Source organism: Halomonas alkalicola (assembly GCF_030704205.1).
GTDB lineage: Bacteria > Pseudomonadota > Gammaproteobacteria > Pseudomonadales > Halomonadaceae > Halomonas > Halomonas alkalicola.
This window is the reverse complement of the sequence record NZ_CP131913.1, coordinates 625,027-650,734: the sequence shown is the minus strand read 5'-3', so window position 1 is coordinate 650,734 and position 25,708 is coordinate 625,027. Positions and strand designations below refer to the sequence as shown.

Sequence of the window (25,708 nt, the reverse complement as noted above, 5' to 3'; positions counted from 1 at the left end):
TACCCTATGGTCAATTTCCTTCCCTGCGCCTGGTGGCAAGGGGATGCCTCTGGCCTGAAGGAGCCTCTCGTGTCGAGACTGCGTCAATTGATCCCTGCCTGTTTCGCGCGGCCTCTCGCCGTTGCTGGTCTTGTCGCGGCGACGGCCGCCGCGGCACCGGCCGTCGCGGCCGATGAACGCCTGCAGCTGGTCGCTACCACCGGCATGATCGCCGATGTGCTGCGCGAGGTGGGGGGGGATCGCGTCGAGGTGCGCGGCCTGATGGGCCCCGGCGTCGACCCGCACCTCTATCGCCAGACCCGCACCGACGTGACCGCCATGACCCGTGCGGACGCGGTGTTCTGGAACGGCCTCTACCTGGAGGCCCAGCTGGAGTCCTTCCTCGAACGCCTCGGCCAGCGCCAGCCGGTGATCGCCGTGGGGGAGGCGGTGCCCGCCGAGGCGCGCCTGGCCGACGAGGAGTACCCCGACCAGCCCGACCCCCACGTGTGGATGGACCCTGGCCGTTGGCGCTACGCCGTGGAGGCGATGCGCGATGCCCTGACCGAACTGGCCCCGGCGCACGCCGAGGGCTTCGCCGAGCGCGCCGAGGCCTACCTCGAGGAGCTCGAGGCGCTGGACGCCTATGCTCGGGAGGTACTGGCCAGCGTGCCCGAGGAGGCGCGAGTGCTGGTCACCGCCCACGACGCCTTCGGCTACTTCGGCGATGCCTACGGCTTCGAGGTGCTCGGCATCCAGGGCTACTCCACCGAGAGCGAGGCGGGCCTGGCCCGCATCGAGTCGCTGGTGCGGATGCTGGTAGAGCGCGAGATCGGCGCGCTGTTCGTCGAGACCTCGGTGTCGGATCGCAACGTGCGCGCCCTGGTGGAAGGGGCGGCCGCCCGCGGCCATGAGGTGCGCATCGGCGGCGAACTCTACTCCGATGCCATGGGCCCCGAGGGCAGCTACGAGGGCACCTGGCTCGGCATGCTCGACCACAACGTCAGCCAGATCGCCCTGGCCCTGGGCGGCGAGGTGCCCGAGGGCGGGCGCCTGGGCCGGCTCGGCCACCTCGAGGAACGCCCCTGATGCCCGATGCGCGCCTCGGCAAGGAGGTGATCGCCAGCCCGCTCGCGATCCAGGGCCTGACCGTGAGCTATGACCATCGCCCGGTGGTGCACTCGGTGGACTTCGTCACGCCGCCGGGCAGCATGAGCGCCATCATCGGCCCCAACGGGGCGGGCAAGTCCTCCCTGCTCAAGGCGGCGCTGGGCATTACCCGGCGCCTGACCGGTGAGGTGCGGGTGTTCGGGCGCCCCTTCGACCAGATGACCCGCCATGTCGCCTATGTTCCCCAGCGCAACAGCGTCGACTGGGATTTTCCCGCCCGGGTGATCGACGTGGTGGCCATGGGGCTGTTCCGCGACCTGCGCTGGTGGCAGTTCGGCGGCAGTGGCCAGCGCCGCCGGGCCATGCGGGCCCTCGCCCGGGTGGGCATGGAGGCCTTCGCCGAGCGCCAGATCGGCCAGCTCTCCGGCGGCCAGCAGCAGCGGGTCTTCCTGGCCCGTGCGCTGGTCCAGGAGGCCGACCTGACCATCCTCGATGAGCCGTTCGCCGGGGTCGACGCGGCCACCGAGACCGCCATCGTCGAGGTGCTCAAGTCGCTGCGCGACGAGGGGCGCACCCTGCTCTGCGTGCACCACGACCTGGCCACGGTGCGTAGCTACTTCGACCATGTGCTGCTGCTCAATGTCCGGCGCGTCGCCGCGGGGCCGGTGGACGAGGTGTTCACCGAGGCCAACCTGCAGGCCACCTACGGCGGCCGGCTGAGCCCGGTGCAGCTGGCGCGGCTGGTGGAGCCGGCCCTGGCGGAGCGGGGGCGCTGATGGAGACCTGGTGGCGCGCGCTTACCTTCACCCTCGGCTACAACACCAGCGTGGTGACCCTGGGAGCCATGCTGCTGGCGGCGGGCGCTGGCATGGTCGGCACCTTCGTGCTGCTGCGCAAGCGGGCCCTGGTCAGCGATGCCATCAGCCATGCGACCCTGCCCGGCCTGGCGCTGGCCTTCATCTTGGTGGGGCTCGCCACCGGTGACGGCCGCTACTTGCCGGCGCTGCTGCTCGGTGCCGCCGGCAGCGCGGCCATCGGGCTGTGGGCGGTGCAGGCGATCAGCGCGCGTACTCGGCTCGGCGAGGATGCCGCCATCGGCGCGGTGCTCTCCTCCTTCTTTGCGTTCGGCGTGGTGCTGATCACCGTGATCCAGTCCATGGCGGTGGCCGGCCAGGCCGGGCTCACCGGCTACCTGGTGGGCGCCACCGCCGGGATGCTCGCCTCCGAGGCCAAGCTGATCGCCGGCTCGGCCCTGGGCCTGCTGCTGGCGGTGCTGGTGCTGCGCCGGGACCTGCTGCTGATCTGTTTCGACACCGACTTCGCCCGCACCCAGGGGCTCGATACCGGCCGCCTGGACCTCGTGCTGCTGATGCTGCTGATGGCGGTGGTGGTGATCGGCCTCAAGGTCACCGGGCTGATCCTGATCGTGGCCCTGACCATCATTCCGCCGGTGGCGGCGCGCTTCTGGACCGACCAGCCCATGCGCATGGTGGCCCTGGCCGCGCTGCTCGGGGCCCTGGCCGGCTACCTGGGCGTGACCGTTTCCAGCGTGCGCGAGGGGTTGCCCACCGGCCCGCTGATCGTACTCTCTGCCTTCGCGCTGTTCATGGTCTCCTTTCTCTTCTCGCCGCGCCGCGGCGTCCTGGCCTCGCTGCTGGCCTATCGCCGCCTGCGCCGCCGGGTGCATCTGCGCCAGGGGCTGCTGGCGCTGGCCCGCGAGGAGCCGATCTTCGACGACCTGACCCTGACCCTGCTGCGCCGGCGCGGCCATATCCGCCGCGACGGCGTGGCGACCCCGGCGGGGCTCGCCGCCGCCCGCGACGCCGAGCATGAGGAGCGCCTCTGGGCGCTCTACCGGGCGCGCTACCCCGACGACGCCCTGCACCGCGAGCACGCGGGGCTGGTGCCGATCCACGAGGTGCTCTCTCCGGATGCGATCATGGCGCTGGAGACGCAGCTGCTGGGCCGCCGGGAGGCCGCGCGATGAGCGAGTTCATGATGTTCAGCCTGGTGCCGCTCAGCGTGGCGGTGATCATCTCCATGACCTGCGCGCTGCTCGGCAATTTCCTGGTGCTGCGCCGGCAGAGCCTGATCGGCGACGCCATCAGCCATGTGGCGCTGCCCGGCATCGTGGTCAGCTTCCTGCTTACCGGGGTGCTCGCCTCCTCGGCGATGATGCTGGGCGCCGGGGTCTCGGCGCTGGTCACCGTGGGGATGATCGAGCTGATCCGCCGCCTGGGGCGGGTGGAGGCGAGCGCCGCCATGGGGGTGGTGTTCACCAGCCTGTTCGCGTTCGGAGTGCTGCTGCTGGAGTGGCACGGCGCCAGCGGCGTGCACCTCGACGTGGAACACGCCCTCTACGGTAACCTGGAGAGCCTGATCTGGTTCGAGGGCACCGGCCCCGCCGCGCTGCTCGACCCGGTGGCCCTGGCGGACCTTCCCCCGCAGCTGGGCCGCGCCGCCTGGGTGGGGCTGCTGGTGGTCGCCATGCTGGTGGTGCTGCGCCGCCACCTGGTGCTGGGCAGCTTCGACCCGGAGTTCGCCGCCAGCGTCAACGCCCGCCCGGCGCTGGTCGACCTGCTGCTGGTGACCCTGGTGGCCATCGCCGCCATCGCCGCCTTCGAGGCGGTGGGCTCGATCATCGTCATCGCCATGTTCATCTGTCCGGCCGCCGCGGCGCGGCTGATGACCAATCGCCTGGGGCGCCAGATCGCCTGGAGCCAGCTCTTCGCGGTGCTCTCCGCGGTGCTCGGCTACCTGCTCGCCGGCCACGGTCCCGGCTGGCTGGGCCATGACCTTTCGGTCAGCGCCGCCGGCATGATCGCAAGCGTCGCGGGCCTGATCCTGCTGGCCGCCTGCCTGGCCGGTCCTCGGCGCCGACGCACCGGGGCGGCGGTGGCCTGAGGAGGCCGCCGTACCTTCCCGCTCCCTGCCTCTTCCGTGGCGACTCATCCACGAGTTTCTTGACAGCGCCTGGTAGCGTCCTATGTTGAGAATAGACCGGTCAGTCTAGTGGAGGTGAGATGGCGACAACCCGCGAACGGCTGCTCGAGGCGGGGCTTCGTCTGCTGCTGGAGCACGGCTACAACGACCTGGGGATCCAGGTGCTGCTGAAGGAGACCGGCATTCCCAAGGGCTCCTTCTACCACCACTTCGCCAGCAAGGAGGAGTTCGCCCTGCAGGTCGTCGACCGCTATATGGAGGAGGTGCACCAGGGCCTGGACCTTTCCCTGGGCGACACCCGGCTCGCCCCGCTTGCGCGAGCCCGGCGCTTCTTCGAGCTGTCGCGGGAGAAGTACCGTCGGGATGGCTATATGGGCTGCATGCTGGGCGGCCTGGGGCAGGAGCTCTCCGGCGTGAATGCCACCTTTGCGGCCAGGATCGAAGCCTGTTTCGGCGAGATCAGCGGCCGTATCGCCAGCTGCCTGGAGGAAGCTCGCCATCGGGGCGAGATCCCCCAGGACGCTGACCCGCGAGAACTGGCCAATCTGCTGCTCAACTGCTGGGAAGGCGCTGCCCTGCGCAGCCGCCTGCTGCGAGATCCGGCCCCCCTCGATCGGATGCTGGATTTCACCTTCTCGGCGGCGACCCGGGCGTCATGACGAAGCGCCAGGAGGTTGCCAGGGACCCGGCCGCACCAGGCGGCCTGTGGAGCGCGACTGCCCCGGCGTGGCCGGTGCCGTGACCGCTCACGACATCCCACCACGGCGGGGAAATCCGACCCTGACGCTGGTGGAGGTGCGCCATGAACATCACAACAACGAACACCACAACAACGAATACCACGACAGCCAATTCGGGCTATCACCTGAAAGGCACCATGCTGGAGATCTGCTCCTGCGCGGTCCCCTGTCCCTGCTTCATCGGCGAGGACCCGGATGGGGGCGAGTGCTTCGGGGTGATCGCCTTTCATCTGGAGAAGGGGAAGGCCCGTGGCGTCGATGTCGCCGGCCTGACCCTGGTCAACGTCGCCCACATCCCCGGCAATGCCCTGTCCGGCAACTGGCGCTCGGTGCTGCTGGTCGACAGCCGCGCCGACGATGAGCAGGTCGAGGCCCTGCTGGATGCCTTCGGTGGCAAGCTGGGCGGGCCGCTGGCCGACCTGGCGAGCCTGGTCGGGGAGGTGGTCGCCGTCGAGCGGGTGCCGATCCTCCACGAGGCTCGCGAGGCCGAGGGTAGCCTGGTGGCCGAGGGCATGCTGGAGGCGGAACTGGCACCGATCCAGTCCTCGCCGGACGGCACCACTGCGACCCTACATGACAGCGCCTTCACCACGGTGAAGGGGGCCCCGGCCTATATCGGCAAGTCGCGACGCTACCGGGTGACCCTGCCCCAGCACGGCATGGAGTGGTCCTTCGACGGCCACAACACCATCCAGACCCGCTGGATGATGGAGCATGCGCCATGAGCGCCGCTTCTGGCGTGCGCCCCGTCTGGCGACATGCCTCCCTGCTGATGGGCATCATCGTGGTGGCCTGGGGCCTCGCCGTGGGTGCCGAGCTGAGCGGCCAGGCCCAGTGGGTGCACCACCACCGGCTGGTGGTCGACGGAGTGGCCCTCTGGGCCAGCCTGGCGCTCTTCCTGGTGGCCTGGCAGGTACATATCGCGGCGATGATGCTGCCGACGGCCCTGCCCATGGTCGGGCTCTATCGACAGGTGGCGGCGGGGCAGCCCCACCCCCGGCTGGCTCGGGCCAGCTTCCTCTTCGGCTACCTGGTGGTCTGGACCGCCTTCGGCGTGGCGGCACTGATCGGCATGGCCCTGCTGGAGGGCCTCGGTGCCCACTGGCACTGGCTGCACCAGCGGCCCGAGTGGCTGGCCGGTGGCGTGCTGGTGCTCGCCGGGGCCTTCCAGTTCTCCGCCCTCAAGGCGAGCTGCCTGGACAAGTGCCGAGCCCCCCGCGCCTTCCTGCTCAACCACTACCGGCGCGGCGTGGCCGGCGGCTTCGCCCTGGGGCTGCGCCACGGGGCCTTCTGCCTCGGCTGCTGCTGGTGATGTTCGTGGTCGGGATCGCCAACCTGGCCTGGATGGCCCCGCTCGCCGCCCTGATGCTCTACGAGAAGGTCGGGCGCCACGGCGCGCGCCTGGTGCGCCCGGTTGGCGTGGCGCTGATCCTGCTGGGGCTGCTGGTGATCGTGGAGCCGGCCTGGCTACCTGGCCTGACGCCTGACCCCGTGCCGCACGGCATCCCTCTCCATGGCGCCCACTGAGGCCGCTTCTTGGCCCGACGACAGGCGAGGCGGGGCCCGCGATGGCCTCGCCCCCCGGTGGCCAACGGCCAGGGTGATTCGGCTTGCCGTCTATGCTGAAGGGATGTCCAGGCAGCGGTGATTCCCCATGAGCATGGAGCAGCAGATCGAGCGGCTCTACCGGCAGCACTCTGCCAGGGTGCTGGCCACCCTGATCCGGCTGACCGGCGATTTCGACCTCGCCGAGGAGGCGATGCAGGAGGCCTTCGCCAGTGCGGTGCAGCAGTGGCCGGGGGAGGGCGTGCCCGAGCATCCCGTCGCCTGGCTGATTCGTGTCGGCCAGCGCCGCGGCGTCGACCAGATCCGGCGGCGCCAGGTGATCCGCCGCCATGCCCGGGAGCAGACCCCCCTGGAGGAGGCGTCCCTGCCGGCCGGGCTCGATGCCCTTGAGTCCCTCGATGCCGTGACGATCCAGGACGACATGCTGCGCCTGCTCTTCACCTGCTGCCACCCGGCACTGGCCATGGCGGACCGGGTGGCGCTCACCCTGCGCGAGATGTGCGGCCTGACCACCGAGCAGGTGGCTGCGGCCCTGCTGGCCAGGCCCGCTACCCTGGCCCAGCGCATCGTGCGGGCCAAGCGGCGCCTGCGCGAGCTGGGCCTGCCCTACGAGGTGCCTGAGGCCGCGGCCCTGCCGGAACGCCTGGCCGGGGTGCTGCGGGTGCTCTACCTGGTGTTCAACGAGGGCTACTCGCGCAGCGACGGAGAGGCGCTGCTCGACGTCAGCCTGGCCGAGGAGGCGATACGCACCGCCCGCGCGCTGGTCGAGCTGCTGCCCCGGGGCGAAGCCTTCGGCCTGCTGGCGCTGATGCTGCTGCATGATGCTCGCCGCGCCGCACGCCAGGGCGCCGATGGCGAGCTGGTCCCCCTGGAGGAGCAGGATCGAGGGCGCTGGGACCGGGAGCGTATCGAACAGGGCCTGGCCTGCCTGGCCCGGGCGCTGGAGCTCACCCCCATCGACCCCTACACCCTGCAGGCCTCCATCGCCGCGGTGCACGCCGAAGCGCCCCGGGCCGAGGCCACCGACTGGGCTCGCATCGTACGGCTCTACGCGGCGCTCCAGCGCCGCCAGCCCTCGCCGGTGGTGGCCCTCAACCAGGCGGTGGCGGTGGCCATGCGCGATACCCCGGAGGCGGGCCTGCACCAGCTGGCGACGCTGGGGGATGAGGCCGCCCTGGCCGACTATCACCTCTTCCATGCCGCCCGGGCCGACCTGCTGCGCCGCGCCGGCCGGTCCGACGAGGCGCTCCTCGCCTATCGGCAGGCCCTTGCGCTGTGCGGCCAGGGGGCCGAGCGGCGCTACCTCGAACGCCGGTTGGCCGAGCTCGAATGCTGAGCAGGCGGGGCGAAAAAAACCTGTCGGCTGTCGATCTGCGTCGAGCCGGCGCGACTCAAGGAGGTAACCCACAGCTAAGGAGGATGTCATGCGTTACATGCTGATGCGCAAGGCCGATGCCCGTACGGAGTCGGATCCCCAGCCGGATGTGAAGGTGCTCGCCGCCATGGCCGACTATAACCAGCGGATGCTCAGGGCCGGGGTGATGGTCTCCGGGGATGGCCTGAGGCCGAGCCGCGAGGGCTGCCGCCTGATCTTCCGCGACGGCGAGCCCAAGGTGGTGGTCGGCCCCTTCGCGCCCAGCGAGGAGCTGCTGGCCGGCTACAGCGTGCTCGAGGTCGATTCCCTGGAGGAGGCGATCCGCTGGGCCAGTCAGTGGCCCCCCGAGGACAGCGACGGCAACGTCACCCTGGAGCTGCGCCGCTACTACACCCTCGAGGACTTCGCGCCGAGCGCCGGCCTCGAGCAGCATCGCGTCCAGGCCCGGCTGCCCGACGAGCTCAACCTGCATCTGACCTTCCCCGGCACCTGCCGGGAGGCGATGACCTACTACGTCGAGGTCACCGGCGGCCATCTGGAAGCGCTGATCACCTACGGCGAGACCCCGACCGCCGCGGAGGTCCCGGCGGACTGGCACGACCGCATCATCCACGCCTCGCTCAACCTGCGCGGCCGCCGGCTGATGGGGGCGGACATGCCGGGAGAGGACTACCGTGCTCCCCAGGGCGCCCGGGTGCACCTGGAGTATGACGACGAGGCCCAGGCCGCCGAGGTGTTCCGACGGCTTGCCGAGGGCGGGGAGGTCGCCATGCCCTTCGCCGAGACCTTCTGGGCGCGGCGCTTCGGCATGCTCACCGACCGCTTCGGGATGCCCTGGATGATCGCCTGCCGGACCGGCCACTGCCTGGATCAGGAAACGGGAGGTGCGTCATGAAGTATGCCGCCCTGGTCTACTACCAGGAGAGCCTGATCGCCGCCATGACCGACCAGGAGTGGCACGACCTCAATCAGGAGTGCGTGGCCGGGGTGGAACGGCTGACCGAGCAGGGGCACTTCCTCGGCGGCCAGGCACTGCAGCCGGTGGAGAGCGCGGTCAGCGTGCGCCTTCGCGACGGCGAGCCGCTGGTCTCCGATGGCCCCTTCGCCGAGACAAAGGAGCAGCTGGCGGGCTTCTACCTGCTCGAGGCCCGCGACCTCAACGAGGCGCTGCGCCTCGCCGGGCGCATTCCGCCGGCGCGCTTCGGCACCGTCGAAGTGCGGCCGATCCGCGAGCTGCCACCCCCTGACCCGGCACCCGAGACCGCCCCGTCGCGGCCCCCAATAGGAGGAGAGACCCCATGAACTATGTCGATGGCTTCGTCGCCGCGGTGCCCACCGCCAACCGCGAGCAGTACATCCAGCATGCTCGAGATGCCGCGGAGGTGTTCAAGGAGCACGGTGCGCTGCGCGTGGTGGAGTGCTGGGGGGATGACGTGCCCGAGGGCAAGGTCACCTCCTTCCCCCTGGCCGTGCAGTGCCGGCCGGACGAGACGGTGATCTTCTCCTGGCTGCTGTGGCCCTCCCGTGTGGTGCGTGATCGCGGCATGGCCAAGGTGATGGAGGATCCGCGCCTGCAGCCCGATGTCAACCCGATGCCGTTCGATGGCAAGCGGCTGATCTACGGTGGCTTCGAGGTCGTGGTGGACGAGTAGCCATGCGTATTATCCATTAGTCGTAATCGACTCTTTCGTGCCTCAACCTTCCCCCTGCGCCGCCGATGAAGTGTTGAATATCGCCATCGCAGGGGAACGAGGCAGATGAAACATCTATCCATCAAGTGGAGCCTGACGGCGGCGCTGGCCGCGCTGGTACTGATGATCGGCTTGATCAGCGGGCTGGGCTTCTACGCCAGTGCCACCAGTGAAGAAGCGCTCCACGAACTCGCGGAAACCAATGTGGAACTCTCCACCCTGGCCAATCGCACCCAGGTCAATGTGCTGCGTGCGCAGATCATGCTGGACCGCTTCGCCAGTCTCAGTACCCAGGGCAATCCTGAACGCGGTCAACTGAGCCAGCAACAGGCGCTGGAAGCGCTGGCCGACGCCCATCAGCGTTTCGATGCATTCCGCGCCGTGCCCATCGACGCCGACGATTCTCGCGCACCCTACGTGGCAGCGATCATTGCTGCCTTTGACGCCTATGTGGTTGAGGGGCTCGAGCCGCTGATGGACGCCGCGCCTTTCCAGATCCAGCGCAGCCAGGATCAGATGACCGAACTCGGCGCCGAACTGGATGCGGCCATGGAAGCCTTCGTTGCCTACTCCGAGCGGCGCGGTGACACCGTGATCGAGCAGGTTGGCCGGCTTGGCGACAGCGTCACCATGATTGCCGTAACCTTGCTGGTAGTGGCGCTGGTTGCCGCAGTGGCCATTCGCATGGCGATGATGCGGGTCGTGGTCACGCCACTGCGTGAGGCCGTCGAGCACTTCGAGCGGATTGCCGACGGCGATCTTACCGAACAGATTCGCGACCGCGGTCGCAACGAGATCGGCCAGTTGTTCAGCGCCCTGGCACGTATGCAGGAGAAGCTCAAAACGCTGGTCGTCTCGCTGCGTAGCAGCAGCGACAGCGTATTCCTCGGCGCCGGTGAGATCGCCTCGGGCAGTCAGGACCTCTCATCGCGCACCGAGCAGCAAGCCTCGGCGCTCCAGCAGACTGCCTCCAGCATGGAAGAAATGGCCGCCACGGTAAGCAAGAACACCGAGACTGCCCAGGAGGCCGATGGCCTCTCGGCGTCTGCCTCGCAGCGTGCAGAGGCCGGTGGACAGGAGGTCGAGCACACCGTACAGCTGATGCGCGAGATATCCGCCAGTGCCAGTCGCGTCAACGATATCATCGGCGTGATCGACTCGATCGCCTTCCAGACCAATATCCTTGCCCTCAACGCCTCGGTGGAAGCGGCTCGCGCCGGTGAGCAGGGGCGTGGCTTTGCCGTCGTGGCTAGCGAAGTACGCAATCTTGCCTCGCGTAGCGCCGAATCGGCCAAGGAGATCCGCAAGCTGATCGAAGAGACCACCACCAAGATCGCCAGCGGCGCCGAGCAGGCCGAACGTAGCGGCGCCACCATCGGCGACACCGTGGAGTCGATCCGCCAGGTTACGGCACTGATGGGCGAGATATCCAGCGCGACCCGTGAGCAGAACAGCGGCATCGAGCAGATCAACAGCGCCATTACCGAGATGGACTCGGTCACCCAGCAGAATGCCTCGCTGGTGCAGCAGACCAGCGCCGCTGCTGCCTCCCTGGAAGATCAGGCCAAGCGTCTCGCCGAGCTGATCGCCACCTTCCGCGTCGATGAGCACGCTGCACAAGCCACACAGCTTACGCATCAACCGAGTGAGCGCAGCCGGCCGCCGGAGGCGCCGGCCAAGCCCACCGCGGAAGCGCCCAGGCAGTCCTACAAGAAACCCTCTGAAACCGTCGAAGACTGGTCCGAGTTCTAGGCACCGCCAATTCAGCTCGCGACAGCCGCTCCCTAGGGGCGGCTGTCGAATCGCTGCCTTCCTGACCGATTATCCTGGAAGTGATATTGCTACAGGAGAGTCGCCATGCATCCCGATATCCAGACGTATCACGCGCGCCAGGCGCCGGCCGACCGGGAGATATGCGAGTACTTGGCCCATGCCATCGAGCGCTATCTGCCCGACGCAGAGGGCAAGCTATGGCATGCCCATCCCGTGTGGTTTCTGGAGGGCAACCCCATCGTTGGTTACAGCAAGCTCAAGCACTGCGTGCGGCTGTTGTTCTGGAGCGGACAATCCTTCGATGAGAGCGGGCTGCGCAAGGAGGGCAGCTTCAAGGCTGCGGAGGCCCGCTATACCGCGGTGGAGCAGATCGATGCAGAGATGCTACACCGCTGGCTCGGCAAGGCGCGGGATATCCAGTGGGACTACAAGAGCATCGTGCGCCGCAAGGGGCGCCTGGAACGACGAAAGTGACCCGGTAGCCAGGCGCCGCGCTGCCGGCCAACCCAACCTCATCGTGACTGAAGTCACTCCTACATTGGCCTTGGCGCCACTCCCATGTGGGAGCGAATTTATTCGCGATTGCAGCGCGCAGCGCTGCTGGGTCAGGCCAATACCATCATCTGCTTCGGCGCCACCTCAACCGTGTGGGAGCGAATTTATTCGCGATCGCAGCGCGCAGCGCTGCTGGGTCAGGCCAATACCATCATCTGCTTCGGCGCCACCTCAACCGTGTGGGAGCGAATTTATTCGCGATTGCAGCGCGTAGCGCTGCCGAGTCGCCAGCATCCTCGAAGGACGGCGGCGAGTATCGTAGAGTTATCGCATTGAGGCTGAGCACGCTTCTTTCCTTGGTAGCGAGACGATTCGAGCATGGCACATGCCCACCAGCCCCATTTCTGGCGCGATCCGCGTATGCCCCATGTGGAGCTGCGCGTGGTCGAGGATGGCCGTCAGGTCGGCTACGCCCGTCACAGCCATACCCAGTGGTCGTTGGGGGCAGTGGCCGCCGGAGAGAGCACCTTTCATTATCTCGATGACGAGTATCGCATCTGCGCGGGGCACCTAGTGTTGATGAACCCGGACTGGGTGCACGCCTGCAACCCTGTCGACGGCCAGCCCTGGGCCTACCGCATGCTCTACGTGGACGCCGAGTGGCTGACTCGGCTGCGCCATGCAGCGGGGCTGATCGATACGCCATGCTGGCAGGACATTCCCACCGCGGTGATGGCAGACCCGAGCTGGTATGCCGGCTATCACCGTATGACCGACGCCCTGCTGGACCCACAGCGCGACCTTCTGAACAAGCAGAGCGAGCTGGTCGAATATCTTTCGGCGCTGATGCATCACCTGTCGGGGCAGCCGGCCAGGCTGCGCTCGCTACCGCCGGCCACCCTGTGCGAGTTAGCCGCTTACCTCGACGAGCACGTTGCTGAGGATGTATCCCTCGATGCCCTCTGCCAGCGCTCCGGCTACAGCGCCGGCCACCTGATCCGCGCCTTCAAGCAGCACTTTGGCCTCACACCGCATGCCTACCTGATCAATCGCCGTATCCAGTTGGGGCAGCGGGAGCTCAAGCTTGGCAAGCCGATCGCCGAGGCGGCGCTGAATGCCGGCTTCAGCGACCAGCCGCATTTTCAGCGCACCTTCAAGCGCCTAGTCGCCGCTACACCCCATCAGTACCGGAGCTCGCTACTCGAATACGAGATAGACGCAGCTGACCGCTAGCAGCACCGCCAGCCCTCGATTGATGGTGATCAGTACGCCAGGGCGCTGCACGTAACGGCGCAGAAAAACACCGGCATAGACCCAACTGCCCAGCGAAAGCCAGCAGATGGGCAGATAGAGGGCGGCGAACAGCCACAGCAGGCCGACATCTCCGCCAGTGTAGGCGCCGATGCCGGAGGCTGACGCCAGCCAGGCCTTTGGGTTCAGCCACTGCATCAGCGCGCCGGCTAAAAACCCGGGAGCACGTTGCGTATCACCTTCCGGCAGACGACCATCATCGCGAAACAACCGCACGCTTAGATAGAGCAGGAATGTCACGCCGGCCCAGCGTAGCGCATCCTCCAACCCTGGCACCATCGTCAGCAGTGAGTAGAGACCGAGGCCAACGGCAAGGAACAGAACAATAAAGCCCAGGGTGGCGCCGGTAACGAAGAGCAGTCCGCGTGAGATGGGGTAGCGAGTACCGCTGCTGAGGCATACCAGGTTCACCGGCCCCGGTGAAATGGATGCCGCCAGGGCAAAGGCCGACATCGGCAGGATCATGGCAAGGTTCATCGTTCGTCTCCTGGAACAGATTGCCAGGAGTCTGGCGTAGCGACGTCGACCGATATTGAACGAAATTGAGGTGTCAGTCATAGCCAATGCCTATTGAAGGGGTTGGCTTGCCGGCATTGAACGAAACCCTCCAGGCTAGCTCAATGAGTAGTGGCAACGACCGTTGACGAATAGCGCCATGCGCCGGGCCTGACACCCGTCGCAAGCCAATAATGACGACATGGAGTCCTCATGAGCCAACCTATCATCGCTGATAACAAGCCGGCCAAAGTAAGCTTGAAAAAAAGTGAGGAGTACGCGTTCTGCATGTGCGGACGCTCTGGCGACCAGCCGTTCTGTGACGGCTCACACTCGGGGACTGGCATCACCCCCAAGATGTTCAAGGCCGATAAGGAGGGGGACGCCTTTCTTTGCCAGTGCAAGCATACCCAGGATGCGCCGTTCTGTGATGGCACCCACAAGCAGTTCAGTGACGATGACGTGGGCCAGCAGAGCCCCGAAAGCAAGGACGCCGCCGCCGAACAGGGCAGCGGTGGCCAACCCGCCCCCAAGGCCAGTCAGGAAGAGCCCACCGTGGAGTTCATCCACCAGCTCGCCAAGGAGGGGATCGAAGGGGTTGGCCACCACGGCCCGATGAGCGCCATGGGCGTGCCGCGCCACACCCTGCCCCAGTGGGACGACCTGCAGTTGATGGTGGCGCAGCTGGCCACCCAGCCGCTGCTCGATGGTGCCGAGGTGGCCACCCGCCTGGTGGTGGGCCCCGAGGCGAAGAGGCCGCTGACCCTGGAGATGCCGCTGCTGGTCTCCGACATGAGCTTCGGCGCCCTCTCCGAGGAGGCCAAGGTGGCGCTCGCCCGCGGGGCCGAGCGGGCCGGCACCGGCATCTGCTCCGGCGAGGGTGGCATGCTGCCCGAGGAGCAGGCCGAGAACTCCCGCTACTTCTATGAGCTGGCCAGCGCCCGCTTCGGGTATGACGAGCAGCTGCTCGAGAAGGTACAGGCCTTCCACTTCAAGGGCGGCCAGGGCGCCAAGACCGGCACCGGCGGCCACCTGCCTGGCAACAAGGTGACCGGCAAGATCGCCGAGGTGCGCGGGCTCGAGGAGGGCCAGCCCGCGGTGTCGCCGGCCACCTTCGAGGACCTGCACAGCGTGGCGGACTTCCGACGCTTCGCCGATCGCGTGCGCGAAATCACCGGCGGCGTTCCCATGGGCTTCAAGCTGAGCGCCAACCATATCGAGCGCGATATCCAGTTCGCTCTGGACGCCGGGGCCGACTACCTGATCCTCGACGGCCGCGGGGGCGGCACCGGGGCGGCCCCCACCATGTTCCGCGACCATATCAGCGTGCCGACCATCCCGGCGCTGGCCCGGGCCCGGCGCTACCTGGACGCCGAGGGGGCCAGCGGCCGCGTGACCCTGATCATCACCGGTGGCCTGCGCCTGCCCATCGACTTCGTCAAGGCCCTGGCGCTGGGCGCCGATGGGGTGGCCATCGCCAACAGCGCCATGCAGTCCATCGGCTGCGTGGCGGCGCGCATCTGCCACACCAACAACTGCCCGGCGGGCATCGCCACCCAGCGTGCGGACCTGCGCCAGCGGCTGGATGTCGACAAGTCCGCCGCCCAGCTCGAGCGCTTCCTGCGTGCCTCCACGGCGCTGATGCAGGTGATGGCGCGGGCCTGTGGCCACGACAGCCTGGCCGGCTTCAACTCCGACGACCTGGCCACCTGGAAGCGCGAGATGGCGCTGCTCAGCGGGGGGCGCTACGTGGGGGTCATGGACCCCGGGCGCTGACACCCCTCGGTCAGGGCTTCCCCACCCCTGGCGTCGTCTTGCGACTGGCGAGTAGCTCCCGGCGGATTACGCTGAAGGGAAAGAGGGCCGCGGTGTCCCCCTCGGGGGAATGCCGGGCCAGGGGGGGAAGCATGAGCGAGAAGCCCGAGGTCGACTATCAGGCCGTGACCGCACGGCAGCAGGAGGTGTGGGCCAGCGGCGATTTCCACGAGATCGCCCGCCAGAACGTGGTCATGGCCGAGGCGCTGTGCGCCGCGGTGGACCCCCATGGCGGCGAGCGCGCGCTGGACATCGCCTGCGGCAGCGGTACCGCCGCCCTGGTCGCCGCACGGCGCTACTGCGAGGTGACCGGCATCGACTATGTGCCGGCTCTGATCGAGCGCGCCAGGCAACGAGCCGCCTCCGAGGGGTTCGAGGTGGATTTCCGGGTGGCCGACGCCCAGGCGCTGCCGTTCCCGGATGCCCACTTCGATGCGGTGCTCTCCGTCTACGGGGTGCAGTTCGCCCCGGCCCAGGCTCGCGCCGCCGACGAGATGCTGCGCGTCTGCCGCCCTGGAGGACGGATCGGCCTGGCCACACCGCTGCCGAAGGGCTGGAGCGGTGACTTCTTCGCCACCAATGCCAGGTACATGCCGCCACCACCCGGCCTTCATCCACCGCTGCGCTGGGGCACCGAGGCCGGTCTCGACGCGCTGCTCGGCGCTGGCATCCGCACCATCGAGAGCGAGGAGCGCATCGCCCTGCAGTACTACCGCTCCGTCGACCACGCGGTGGAAGTGTTCCTGCGCTATTTCGGCCCAGTCATGCGGGCTTCCGATGCGGCAGGCGAGCAGCGGCGCGAGCGCTTCCGCAGCGACCTGCATGAGGTCTTCAGCCGCTACAATCGCGCGACGGATGGCACGGCGGTGGTCGAGAACCGCTACCTGCTGACCCTGGCCACCCGGGCGTAGACCATGGCAACGAGCATCGGGCTTCTCGCCATGCTGCCGCTACTGGCGGCGGCCGGGGTCTTCCTGCTGCGCGGGCCTCGGCAGAAGGGGGCGTTCGGCCCGGCGCGACTGGTGGCGCTGGTGCTGGCCGGGTTGGTGCTGCTCTTTCTGGTATGGATGGTCGTCATGGTGCTGGGGGTGGGCTCGCATATGCGGGCGATGTAACGGTGGAAGCGGGGATGTACCCCCACTGCTCACGGCGCACCGAGCCAGGCCACCTCCAGCCGAAAGGGCCCTGCCTGCCTGTCGACGATCATCAGCCCCACTTGATCAACCCCTGCGGGATCGAGAGGCGGCATGCCCTCCAGCAGTCGGCCGCGAAACACCGCCTCGAAGTCGTGCCAGGAGACCTCAACGCGCTGCCACTCGCCGGCGGGCGGCTGGAAGCTCGCCCGGTAGGCGGCGCCCTCCGGCAGCTGGCCGGTGTAGAGGCGCAGCTGGTAGGTGCGCCCATCACCGCGCACATGGAGTGCCAGGCCTGGTGCGTCGCTCAGGTCGAAGGCCTCGGGGTCGCGGCGCACCGAGGCGAAGCCGCCGTTGTTTTCAAGCGACGTCTCGCCGCGGAAGACGCCGATGCCATCCTCCACCGCCAGGCCGCCGCGAGAGACGCCACCCATCACGCTGTCGTTGATGGCGCGCCAGCGGTTGGCCTCGCCGGGGTCCTGGAAGTCGATCAGGTAGGTCATGGGCTCACCCTGTGTCTGTGCGGTCACGGTAGCCGGAGGCTCGCTGGCCTGCACGTCCGAGAAGAAGATGAGAAACGCGAACATGGCAGCGACGGTGCTGACGACGACGATCATGGTGAGCATTAGAAAGCGCGGCATGACGGTTCCTCATCGTGGCGATCTGGGTGCCATTTTGTAACCCTGCCGAGACGTCCGGCGCCAAAACCGGGATAATGCCCGGTTTCGTTCGTTCACGCCCAACGCTCCCCCGGTGCCCCATGGAAATCAAGGTCAACTATCTCGACAACCTCCGCCTGGAGGCCAAGTTCGACGACTTCACGGTCATCTCCGACCAGCCCATTCGTTACAAGGGCGACGGCTCGGCGCCGGGGCCCTTCGACTACTTCCTGGCCTCCTCGGCGATGTGTGCGGCCTACTTCGTCAAGGTCTACTGCAACGCCCGGGACATCCCCACCGAGAACATCCGGCTGTCGCAGAACAACATCGTCGACCCGGAGAACCGCTACAAGCAGATCTTCCGCATCCAGATCGAGCTGCCCGAGGATATCTCCGAGAAGGACCGCCAGGGCATCCTGCGCTCCATCGACCGCTGTACGGTGAAGAAGGTGGTGCAGGAGGGCCCCGAGTTCCAGATCGAGGTGGTCGAGAACATCGACGAGGACGCCCAGGCGCTGCTGATGGGCCAGCCTGACGGCGACGACTATACGTGGATCGAGGGCAAGGACCTGCCGCTGGAGCAGACCATCGCCAACATGACCGGCATCCTGGCCGAGCTCGGCATGAAGATCGAGATCGCCTCCTGGCGCAACATCGTGCCTCATGTGTGGTCGCTGCATATCCGCGATGCCGCCTCGCCGATGTGCTTCACCAACGGCAAGGGCGCCACCAAGGAGAGCGCGCTCTGCTCGGCGCTGGGCGAGTTCATCGAGCGCACCAACTTCAACTTCTTCTACAACGACCAGTTCTTCGGCGAGGAGATCGCCGACGCCGAGTTCGTCCACTACCCCGACGAGAAGTGGTTCCAGCCCGGGCCGGGCGACGCGCTGCCGGCGGAGATCCTCGACGATTACACCCGGGAGATCTACGACCCGGAGGGGGAGCTCTGCGGCTCGCACCTGATCGACACCAACTCCGGCCGGGCGGATCGCGGCATCGTTTCGCTGCCCTTCGTGCGCCACTCCGACGGCGAGACGGTCTACTTCCCCTCGAACCTGATCGAGAACCTCTACCTCAGCAACGGCATGAGCGCGGGGAACACCCTGGCCGAGGCCCAGGTGCAGTGTCTCTCGGAGATCTTCGAGCGGGCGGTGAAGCGCAAGATCATCGAGGAGGAGCTGGCGCTGCCCGACGTGCCGGCCGAGGTGCTGGCGCGCTATCCGGAGATCGTCGAGGGCATTGAGGCGCTGGAGGCCCAGGGCTTCCCGGTGCTGGTCAAGGATGCCTCGCTCGGCGGCCAGTTCCCGGTGATGTGCGTCACCCTGATGAACCCCAAGACCGGCGGCGTCTTCGCCTCTTTCGGCGCCCACCCGAGCTTCCACGTGGCCCTGGAGCGCACCTTCACCGAGCTGCTGCAGGGGCGCAGCATCGAGGGCTTCAACGACTTTCTGCCGCCCACCTTCAACTCCATGGCGGTGACCGAGCCCAACAACTACGTCGAGCACTTCATCGACTCCTCCGGGGTGATCTCCTGGCGCTTCTTCAGCGCCCGCTCGGATATCGACTTCTGCGACTGGGACTTCTCCGGCAGCGGCGCCAACAGTAACGAGCAGGAGGCGGCGACCCTGTTCGGCATCCTCGAGGAGCTGGAGCTCGAGGCCTACGTGGCCGTGCGCGACGAGCTCGGCGCGCCGACCTGTCGCATCCTGGTACCGGGCTTCTCCGAGGTCTATCCGGTGGAGGATCTGGTGTGGGACAACACCAACGTGGCGCTTCAGTACCGCGAAGAGATCCTCAACCTGCACCGCCTGGAGGATGACCGGCTTGCCGAGCTGCTCGAGCGCCTGGAGGAGAGCCAGCTCGACGAGCACATGGACATCATCACCCTGATCGGCATCGAGTTCGATGAGAACACCGACTGGGGCCAGCTGACCATCCTCGAGCTGAAGCTGCTGCTCAACCTGGCGCTGGGCCAGCACGAGGAGGCCCTGGAGCGGGTCGAGATGTTCCTGCAGTACAACGACAACACCGTGGAGCGCAACCTCTTCTACCGCGCGGTGCAGGCGGTGCTAGAGATCGTGCTGGATGACGAGCTGGAGGTCGACGACTTCCGCCACAACCTCGGCCGCATGTTCGGCGAGGCGACCATCGAGGCGGTGATCGGTTCGGTGCTGGGCACGGTGCGCTTCCACGGCCTCACGCCCACCAGCATGGCCCTGGAGGGGCTGGAGAAGCATCAGCGCCTGATCGAGAGCTACAGGAAGCTCCACGCCGCCCGGGCCCGCCGGGCGGGGATGCGCGCCCCGGCCTGAGCGGCGGCGATACCGCGCCGCCGTCTGGGCCAGCACCCGAGGCATCGCCCCATATGACAAGGCCCCGAATCAGGTGACTGGTTCGGGGGCCTTGGCTTTGGGTCCTTGGCTTTGGGTTGAAGAAACCGGCAGGAGAGGAGGCGGGCGCTAGATGTCCTGGGCCCTCTCGGGTTCCACCTGGTGCAGCACGAAGGCCAGCGCCTCGGCGAAACCGTCCATCACCGGAAGGCCGTGGCGGGCGGCCAGCTCCTCACCGCGCCCGGCGAAGGCGCCGGAGCCCAGCACGATGGCACGCGCGCCCTCGGCACGGGCTTGCTCGCAGAGCCTCGCCAGCCGCGCCTCGGCCTCCGGGGTGCGCGCCGCGGTGTCGCTCACGCCGATGCCGGTGGCCACCACGCGGCAGCGCTCCCTCACGCCGTAGTCCTCGCAGAGCGACTCGATGGTGGCCACGGCCCCCTCGAAGGTGGTGATCACCGTGAAGGGGCCGCCGGTGGCGTCGGCGCGGCGAATGCCGGCCTCCGCCAGGCTGACCACCGGGGCGCCGGTCAGGGTTCGGGCCTCGGCCACGGCGATGTCATCGAAACAGGCGAGGATATAGCCGGCGTAGCCCTGCGCCAGGCGGCGCTCGATCAGTGCCATCACGTGGCCGGCGGCGCGGGTCTTGTCCTGCCCGCTCTCTACCGCCCGGGGCCCCTGGGGCGGGCTGACCGCCTCGATCAGCACCCCGGGCGGCGCCTGGGCCTGCAGCACCGCCTGCACCCGCTGGGTAACGGTCGGGTTGGTGTTGGGATTGATGGCCAGCACGCGCACGCTGGCCGGCGGAGTGGCGTCTCCACGGGTGTGCGTCATGGGTCATCGCCCCGCCAGCAGGTCGGGGAGCCACATCACGATCTGCGGCCAGACCATGATGGCCAGCGTGAACAGCGCCATGATCACCACGAAGGGCAGCGAGCCCCAGATCACGTCGTTGAAGCTGCCGCCATCCTTGCGCACCCCCTGCACCACGAAGAGGTTCATGCCCACCGGCGGCGTGATCAGGGCGATCTCGCACATCAGCACGATGAAGATGCCGAACCAGATCGGGTCCACGCCCACGGCCATCACCATGGGTACTGTGATCGGCACCGTCAGTACCAGCATCGACATGGCATCCATGAAGGTGCCGAGCACCACGTAGAAGAGCAGCAGCACCAGCAGCAGGCCCACCTGGGTCAGGCCGAAGCTCGCCACCCACTGGGTCAGCGCCTGGGTCACCCCCAGCATCGAGAGGGTCACGTTGAGCAGCAGGGCGCACATCAGCACGATGATCACCATGCCGGTGGTCTTGGCCGCGTGCAGCGAACAGTGGATCAAGAGATCGAGGCTCAGCTTGCCGCCGCCGACGATGAAGGCCAGCGCGATCATCACCCCGATGGCGGCGGACTCGGTGGGCGTGGCGATCCCGCCGTAGATGCTCCCCATCACCACCCCGAAGATCACGAAGGGCGGCACCAGGTGGCGCGAGAGGGCGAGCTTCTCGCGCAGCGGCAGGTTGACCTCCACCAGGGAGGCATTGCCCGCCTTGCCGTGGAAGATGAACAGATAGACGGAGAAGAGCAGGGCCAGGGTGAGGCCCGGGATCAGCCCGGCGGCGAACAGCTGGCTCACCGAGGTGTTGGCCAGCTGGCCGTAGACCAGCAGGTTGATGCTGGGGGGAATCAGGATGCCCAGGGTGCCGCCGGCGGCCAGGGAGCCCAGCGACGGGCGCACCGGGTAGCGGTACTTCTGCAGCGCCGGCAGCGAGATGGTGCCCACGGTGGCGGCGGTGGCCACCGACGAGCCCGAGGTCGCCGAGAAGAGCGTGCAGGTGGCGATGTTGGTGTGCAGCAGCCCGCCCGGCAGTCGGTTGAACCACACCGAGAGCGCGGCGTACATGCGGTCGGCGATGCCGCCGCGCAGCAGCAGCTCGCCGAGCAGCATGAACAGCGGGATCGCCAGCATGGAGGGGCTGTTCAGGCTGCTCCAGACCACGCCGCCCATCATGTCCACCAGCGGGAAGCCGTGCATCAGGTAGCCGCCGATCACGCCGACGAAGAGAATGGCCACGGCCACCGGGATGCTCAGCAGCATCAGGCCGAGCATGATGATGAACGCCGTGGCGATCAGGGGAATGCTCATGACTGGCCTCCTTCGCGCTGCTTCAGGTCCTCGAGTTCCGCCTCCAGCTCATCCTGGGTGGAGCTCGGTCCGAAGCGGCGGTTGAGCCCTTTCCAGTCGCCCTTCACCAGCAGCCCCAGGGCCTGGGCGGTCAGCACTCCGGCCGCCAGGGTGAAGGCGAGCATGGCGATCAGCCACACGGTCTGCGGGTAGATCAGCGGCGTGGCCCGGGGCGTCTGGGCGATGGAGCCGTAGAGCCGGGTGTCCTGGACGGTCTGGAGGGTGAAGTAGAGCAGGAAGGCCGCCAGCAGCCCGAGGGTGAGGGCGGCCAGGGCGTTGAGCACCGCCTGCACCCGGAAGGGCAGGCGCATGTGCACCAGGTTGATGCGGATATGGGACTGCTCGACCATGGCCACGCAGAATGCCAGGGGGGCGGCGATGGCGATGGCATAGCCCCCCAGCTCGTCGACCCCGCCAAGCGACATCGAGAAGACCTTGCGGATCACGGTCTCCACCGTGATCAGCAGGGCGAGCAGCAGCATCATGGCGCCGAACAGCATGCCGAGAATGCGAGCGTAGATGTTCATCGTCGCCTCCGCGGCTCAGAGGCCGAGTTTCTGGCCGACGGTGTCGCGCCACACGGCTTCGCAGTCCGCGGCGGCGGCGTTGCACTGGCGCGCCCAGATCGGCAGGGAGACCTCTTCCACCGCGGCGGCCACCTTGGCCAGGTCCTCGTCGGTGACCGGCACCTCGGTGAGGGAGTAGGGCTTGCCGTACTCGCAGGGGGTCTCGCCGGCGTTGCAGCGCATGGCGTCCTCGTAGAGCTCCTCGGAGTAGGCCCAGATCTCGTCGCTCAGCCCGGCGATGGCCGTTTCGAGCTTGCCCTGCTGCTCCTCGGTCATGCTGTTCCAGGTATCGAGGTTGATGGCGTAGCCGTTGATGGCCAGCTGCAGGGCGATGGGCAGCACCGTGGTGGTGGCCTCCGGCCAGCCGCCGGAGTTGGCCGAGGCGGGGCCGGTGATGGCGCAGTCGATCACCCCGCGGGAGAGCGACTGCTGGACGTCGCCGAAGGGCATCGAGATGCCGGTGGCGCCGAGCTGGCCGACGAAGTTGGCCGCGCTCTGGTCACCCACGCGCACGCGCTTGCCGCGCAGGTCATCCAGGCCGCCGATCTCGCCGCGGCAGAAGATCACCTGGGGGCCGGCCGGCCAGGTGCCCAGCAGCTTGGCGTTGAAGCGCTCCTGCAGGCGGCTGTCCACGTAGTCGTAGAAGGCATCGACGTGCTCGCGGCCGGCCTCGAAGCTGGTGTTGAGCCCGATCAGGTCGAGCCCGAGGATGGAGGGCTCGTCGCGGCTCACCTGGGGGCCGCGCAGGGAGACGATGTCGAACAGCCCCGAGCGCAACACGCGCAGGCCGTCGGTGTCGGGCACGCCGGCCACGTCCACCGGCAGGTACTGCACGTTGATGTCCAGGCCGGTGTGCTCGGCCAGGTTGTTGAAGAAGGGCTGCTCCTTCTGCTGGGCGATCAGGCCGGAGCCGGCGGGCTGGCCCAGCACCTGGAGCGACAGCGAGCTGGCCTGGGCGGCGGAGGCCATCAGGGCGGCGGAGACGGCGGTTACCAGAGCGGTACGTGTCAGCATGGTCTTGGTCCTGTCATCGGCGGCACCTCGGGCGGGAGAGCGGCTCCGCTGGGCGCCCGGTGGCGGTATCGGCCCGCCGCATTCGCGGCGGCGGCAGTCGCCTTGAGTGATCCAAGTTTCATGCCATCAATTTCAAGAAACCTCAGTTTCATAACGAAAACAGCTAATTACTCCAGAATCGCCTGGGCGTCGCCCGCGCGACTGTTTCGTTTCTTGCCCGGAAAGTGTGCAGATTGGTAGCGCCCTGCACCGGGAAGGTGCCGTCTTCCTACAGTTCTTCGAGCTTGTCGTTCAGCGTCTCGATGCGGCGCAGGCGGCGACGCGAGTCGTCACCGGCTAGCTCGATGGTGCGCATGGCCAGCAGGTGGCAGAGCGCCATCACGGCGGTGTGGTTGAACAGCGGCCCCGCGGCCAGGGTGCAGCAGCGGAAGTGCCAGGTGACGCTTCGGTCCGGGGTGAGCCCCTCGTCGGTAATGTAGAGCACCCGGGCGCCGCTCTCGCGGGCCTCGGCCAGCACCTGCTCGGTGATCGCCACCCGGCGGCGCAGGCCGATGACGACCACGCAGTCCTCCGGGCGCAGGCTGACCAGGTGCTCGCCCAGGGTCTCGCCGCCGCCGGGCAGGCTGACCACCTGCTCCACCACCTGGGTGAGCTGCCAGCGCAGGTAGTCGGCGAAGGGGTGGCTGGCGCGAAAGCCGATGACCCAGGTCTTGCGGGCCTCGAGGATGGCCCGGGCCACTTCATCCACCTGCGCCTGGGGGATCGCCGAGAAGGTGCGGTCCAGGTTGTCCTTGCCCTGGTCGAGGTTGAGCGCCAGGGAGCGCTCATCCGGCGCCAGGGAAGCGCTCTGCAGGAAGAGGCGCGAGCCGGTGGCCTGCTCTTCCCGGGCGTGCTTGCGCGCCGCCTCGTAGCTCTCGTAGCCGAGCCGGCGCACGAAGCGCGACACCGTCGCCTTGGAGACCCCGGCGAACTTCGCCAGCTCCTGGGCATCGTAGCTGGCGATTTCACCGGGGAAATCGCACACGAACTCGCCGAGCCGGCGCTCGGCCGGGTGCAGAGAGGGCAGGGCGCTGCGCACCCGGGCGAGGAAGGAACGCGCCTGCGAGGATCTGGCCATGCCGGCTCCTGAAACTGTGGTTTCAGACATCATGTCCGGTGGCAAGCGGGGTCGCAACTGCGGATGGCAAGAGTCGGGACGCAGAGAGGCGCTGCCTACCCTGCCAGGCGCATGGCGAGGGCGGCGGCCAGGCCGATCAGCAGCGACGCCAGCATCGGCCCGGCGACTCGCCACCCGATGTCTCGGGTGCCGAGCAGGCCGGCAAGGCCCGCCTTGACCAGGTTGTTGGTGGCCGCGGCCAGGATGATCCCCAGCACGGCCGTCTGGCCGGCGATGGTCTCCAGCGACATGCGGGTCAGGGAAAGGGTGATGGCATCCACGTCGGCGAGACCCGAGGTGGTGGCCAGCAGGTAGATGCCGGCATCGCCCAGGGCGCTGCGCAGCCATTCGCCGAGCAGCATGATCAGCGCCAGCAGGGCGCCGAAGAGCAGCGCCAGGCGCAGCTCCAGCGGGTTCCTGATCAGGGCGGGGCTCTCCACCAGGCCCTGGCGGTGGTGGCGGCGCCAGATCAGCAGCGAGGGGAGATAGAGGGTCAGGGCCATCAGGCTGATCGGCAGCCACAGCGACGACAGCAGCCCTGGGCTGATCACCGCGGCGTAGAGCAGGATCCTCGGGAACATGGTGCCGCAGGCGAGCAGGATGCCTGCCGCCAGCAGCGGCCCATGGGCCGGCGCCAGGCGTGACTGACGGGCGAAGTGCAGGGTCAGGGCCGTGGAGGAGCTGAGCCCGGCGAACAGGCTGGTGAAGAGGATGCCCTTCTCGGTGCCGCCTACGCGGATCGCGAAGTAGCCGACGAAGGAGACGGAGGCGACCAGCACCACCATCCACCACAGCTGGTAGGGGTTGATCACGCCTCCCGGGCCCAAGGCCTGGTTGGGCAGCAGCGGCAGCATCACCACGCTGATCACCAGCAGCTTGAGGCCGGCGTCCAGCTCGTGGGCCTGGAGCCGGTTCAGCAGGCCGTGGATCTCGCGCTTGTTGTCCAGGATCAGCGCGGTGGCCACGGCGCAGGCGGTGGCCACGGCCAGGTCCACGCCCACCGCCACGGCGCCGAAGCAGAAGGTGAGCAGCAGGCCGATCAGGCCGGTGATGCTGAAGTCCGGCGGATCGCCGAGCCGTGCCTGCCAGGCCACCAGGGCGGTGGCCGCCACCGCCACGAAGATCAGCGGGAAGGCCCAGGCGCTGACCGACGCCGAGAGCAGGGCGGCGATGCCGCCCAGAAGCCCCACCAGGGCGTGGGTGCGCACGCCCGCGATGCGCAGGCCGGCGCGCTGCTCGCGTGCCACCCAGCCGCGTTCGATGCCGATCAGGGCGCCCAACAGCAGGGCCACCGCCAGTCGGATCAACGGCTGGTTGGTATCGAGGAATTCGCGAGTCACGTCTTCCATTGGCGAGTCGCTCCCCCTGGTGTTTAGATC

25 protein-coding genes and 1 pseudogene are annotated in these 25,708 nt (G+C 68.0%); 18 read left to right on the top strand and 8 right to left on the bottom strand.

Annotated features, from left to right (window positions below):
- Positions 1-69: 69 nt before the first annotated feature.
- The 14 genes and pseudogenes from B6N23_RS03170 (at position 70) to B6N23_RS03105 (ending at position 12,905) form a co-directional block, all read left to right on the top strand.
- Positions 70-1,068, top strand: a complete 999-nt coding sequence (locus B6N23_RS03170) for a metal ABC transporter solute-binding protein, Zn/Mn family (protein ID WP_305501763.1) — start codon at positions 70-72, stop codon at positions 1,066-1,068.
- Positions 1,068-1,865, top strand: a complete 798-nt coding sequence (locus B6N23_RS03165) for a metal ABC transporter ATP-binding protein (protein WP_305501760.1) — start codon at positions 1,068-1,070, stop codon at positions 1,863-1,865. Before B6N23_RS03170 ends, B6N23_RS03165 begins: the two co-directional genes overlap by 1 nt.
- Positions 1,865-3,076: a metal ABC transporter permease gene (locus B6N23_RS03160; protein WP_169958087.1), complete on the top strand. Its 1,212-nt coding sequence runs from the start codon at positions 1,865-1,867 to the stop codon at positions 3,074-3,076. Before B6N23_RS03165 ends, B6N23_RS03160 begins: the two co-directional genes overlap by 1 nt.
- Complete coding sequence (locus B6N23_RS03155) at positions 3,073-3,993, top strand: metal ABC transporter permease (protein WP_305501757.1); 921 nt, start codon at positions 3,073-3,075, stop codon at positions 3,991-3,993. Before B6N23_RS03160 ends, B6N23_RS03155 begins: the two co-directional genes overlap by 4 nt.
- A gap of 119 nt (positions 3,994-4,112) precedes the next feature.
- Positions 4,113-4,691, top strand: a complete 579-nt coding sequence (locus B6N23_RS03150; RefSeq protein ID WP_305501755.1) for a TetR/AcrR family transcriptional regulator — start codon at positions 4,113-4,115, stop codon at positions 4,689-4,691.
- Positions 4,692-4,909: 218 nt separating this feature from the next.
- Positions 4,910-5,497 (top strand): DUF1326 domain-containing protein, encoded by a 588-nt coding sequence (locus B6N23_RS03145; RefSeq protein WP_305501750.1) that lies wholly within the window; start codon positions 4,910-4,912, stop codon positions 5,495-5,497.
- Positions 5,494-6,299, top strand: a pseudogene (locus B6N23_RS03140) (DUF2182 domain-containing protein). Before B6N23_RS03145 ends, B6N23_RS03140 begins: the two are co-directional and overlap by 4 nt.
- Positions 6,300-6,426: 127 nt before the next feature.
- Complete coding sequence (locus tag B6N23_RS03135; protein ID WP_369424870.1) at positions 6,427-7,674, top strand: RNA polymerase sigma factor; 1,248 nt, start codon at positions 6,427-6,429, stop codon at positions 7,672-7,674.
- Between the two features lie 88 nt (positions 7,675-7,762).
- Positions 7,763-8,608: a YciI family protein gene (locus B6N23_RS03130; protein ID WP_305501746.1), complete on the top strand. Its 846-nt coding sequence runs from the start codon at positions 7,763-7,765 to the stop codon at positions 8,606-8,608.
- Positions 8,605-9,015 carry a YciI family protein gene (locus B6N23_RS03125; protein ID WP_305501744.1) on the top strand — a complete coding sequence of 137 codons (411 nt, stop codon included), beginning with the start codon at positions 8,605-8,607 and terminating at the stop codon, positions 9,013-9,015. The genes B6N23_RS03130 and B6N23_RS03125 overlap by 4 nt, the downstream gene beginning before the upstream one ends.
- Positions 9,012-9,365 (top strand): DUF1428 domain-containing protein, encoded by a 354-nt coding sequence (locus B6N23_RS03120; protein WP_305501742.1) that lies wholly within the window; start codon positions 9,012-9,014, stop codon positions 9,363-9,365. Before B6N23_RS03125 ends, B6N23_RS03120 begins: the two co-directional genes overlap by 4 nt.
- A gap of 105 nt (positions 9,366-9,470) precedes the next feature.
- Positions 9,471-11,156 (top strand): methyl-accepting chemotaxis protein, encoded by a 1,686-nt coding sequence (locus B6N23_RS03115; protein ID WP_305501739.1) that lies wholly within the window; start codon positions 9,471-9,473, stop codon positions 11,154-11,156.
- A 105-nt stretch (positions 11,157-11,261) separates the two neighbouring features.
- Positions 11,262-11,651 carry a DUF1801 domain-containing protein gene (locus B6N23_RS03110; RefSeq protein WP_305501737.1) on the top strand — a complete coding sequence of 130 codons (390 nt, stop codon included), beginning with the start codon at positions 11,262-11,264 and terminating at the stop codon, positions 11,649-11,651.
- 399 nt (positions 11,652-12,050) lie between these two features.
- A complete protein-coding gene (locus B6N23_RS03105) occupies positions 12,051-12,905 on the top strand; it encodes a helix-turn-helix transcriptional regulator (protein WP_305501730.1) in 855 nt (284 codons plus the stop codon).
- Here B6N23_RS03105 and B6N23_RS03100 read toward each other — a convergent pair.
- On the bottom strand, positions 12,870-13,460 hold the full coding sequence (locus B6N23_RS03100; protein WP_305501728.1) for a LysE family translocator: 591 nt from the start codon (positions 13,458-13,460) through the stop codon (positions 12,870-12,872). The two genes, B6N23_RS03105 and B6N23_RS03100, sit on opposite strands and share 36 nt — an antisense overlap.
- 231 nt (positions 13,461-13,691) lie before the next feature.
- Here B6N23_RS03100 and B6N23_RS03095 point away from each other — a divergent pair, with 231 nt between their 5' ends.
- The 3 genes from B6N23_RS03095 to B6N23_RS03085 all read left to right on the top strand — a co-directional run bounded on the left by B6N23_RS03095 (position 13,692) and on the right by B6N23_RS03085 (position 16,408).
- Positions 13,692-15,254, top strand: a complete 1,563-nt coding sequence (locus B6N23_RS03095; RefSeq protein WP_305501725.1) for a glutamate synthase-related protein — start codon at positions 13,692-13,694, stop codon at positions 15,252-15,254.
- 131 nt (positions 15,255-15,385) lie between these two features.
- Positions 15,386-16,204, top strand: a complete 819-nt coding sequence (locus B6N23_RS03090) for a class I SAM-dependent methyltransferase (protein WP_305501723.1) — start codon at positions 15,386-15,388, stop codon at positions 16,202-16,204.
- A gap of 3 nt (positions 16,205-16,207) precedes the next feature.
- The gene (locus B6N23_RS03085; RefSeq protein ID WP_305501721.1) at positions 16,208-16,408 is read left to right on the top strand and encodes a hypothetical protein; all 201 of its coding nucleotides are present in this window, start codon (positions 16,208-16,210) and stop codon (positions 16,406-16,408) included.
- A 29-nt stretch (positions 16,409-16,437) separates the two neighbouring features.
- On the opposite strand, the gene B6N23_RS03080 is transcribed toward B6N23_RS03085, so the two are convergent.
- Positions 16,438-17,067, bottom strand: a complete 630-nt coding sequence (locus B6N23_RS03080; protein WP_305501719.1) for a CIA30 family protein — start codon at positions 17,065-17,067, stop codon at positions 16,438-16,440.
- Between the two features lie 119 nt (positions 17,068-17,186).
- Between B6N23_RS03080 and B6N23_RS03075 the strand changes: the two genes are divergently transcribed.
- Positions 17,187-19,397, top strand: coding sequence for an OsmC domain/YcaO domain-containing protein (locus tag B6N23_RS03075; protein WP_305501717.1), 2,211 nt, complete (start codon positions 17,187-17,189; stop codon positions 19,395-19,397).
- Between the two features lie 147 nt (positions 19,398-19,544).
- Here the strand turns inward: B6N23_RS03075 and B6N23_RS03070 are convergent, their stop codons facing one another.
- From B6N23_RS03070 to B6N23_RS03045, 6 genes are all read right to left on the bottom strand, one after another.
- The gene (locus B6N23_RS03070) at positions 19,545-20,246 is read right to left on the bottom strand and encodes an aspartate/glutamate racemase family protein (RefSeq protein ID WP_305501714.1); all 702 of its coding nucleotides are present in this window, start codon (positions 20,244-20,246) and stop codon (positions 19,545-19,547) included.
- Between the two features lie 3 nt (positions 20,247-20,249).
- Positions 20,250-21,554 (bottom strand): TRAP transporter large permease, encoded by a 1,305-nt coding sequence (locus B6N23_RS03065; RefSeq protein ID WP_119022114.1) that lies wholly within the window; start codon positions 21,552-21,554, stop codon positions 20,250-20,252.
- The gene (locus B6N23_RS03060; RefSeq protein ID WP_119022113.1) at positions 21,551-22,120 is read right to left on the bottom strand and encodes a TRAP transporter small permease subunit; all 570 of its coding nucleotides are present in this window, start codon (positions 22,118-22,120) and stop codon (positions 21,551-21,553) included. Before B6N23_RS03060 ends, B6N23_RS03065 begins: the two co-directional genes overlap by 4 nt.
- 15 nt (positions 22,121-22,135) lie before the next feature.
- Positions 22,136-23,173, bottom strand: coding sequence for a TRAP transporter substrate-binding protein (locus B6N23_RS03055; protein ID WP_253443310.1), 1,038 nt, complete (start codon positions 23,171-23,173; stop codon positions 22,136-22,138).
- Between the two features lie 268 nt (positions 23,174-23,441).
- The gene (locus B6N23_RS03050; RefSeq protein ID WP_305501708.1) at positions 23,442-24,290 is read right to left on the bottom strand and encodes a MurR/RpiR family transcriptional regulator; all 849 of its coding nucleotides are present in this window, start codon (positions 24,288-24,290) and stop codon (positions 23,442-23,444) included.
- A gap of 95 nt (positions 24,291-24,385) precedes the next feature.
- Positions 24,386-25,678 carry an MgtC/SapB family protein gene (locus B6N23_RS03045; RefSeq protein ID WP_305501706.1) on the bottom strand — a complete coding sequence of 431 codons (1,293 nt, stop codon included), beginning with the start codon at positions 25,676-25,678 and terminating at the stop codon, positions 24,386-24,388.
- Positions 25,679-25,708: the final 30 nt, after the last annotated feature.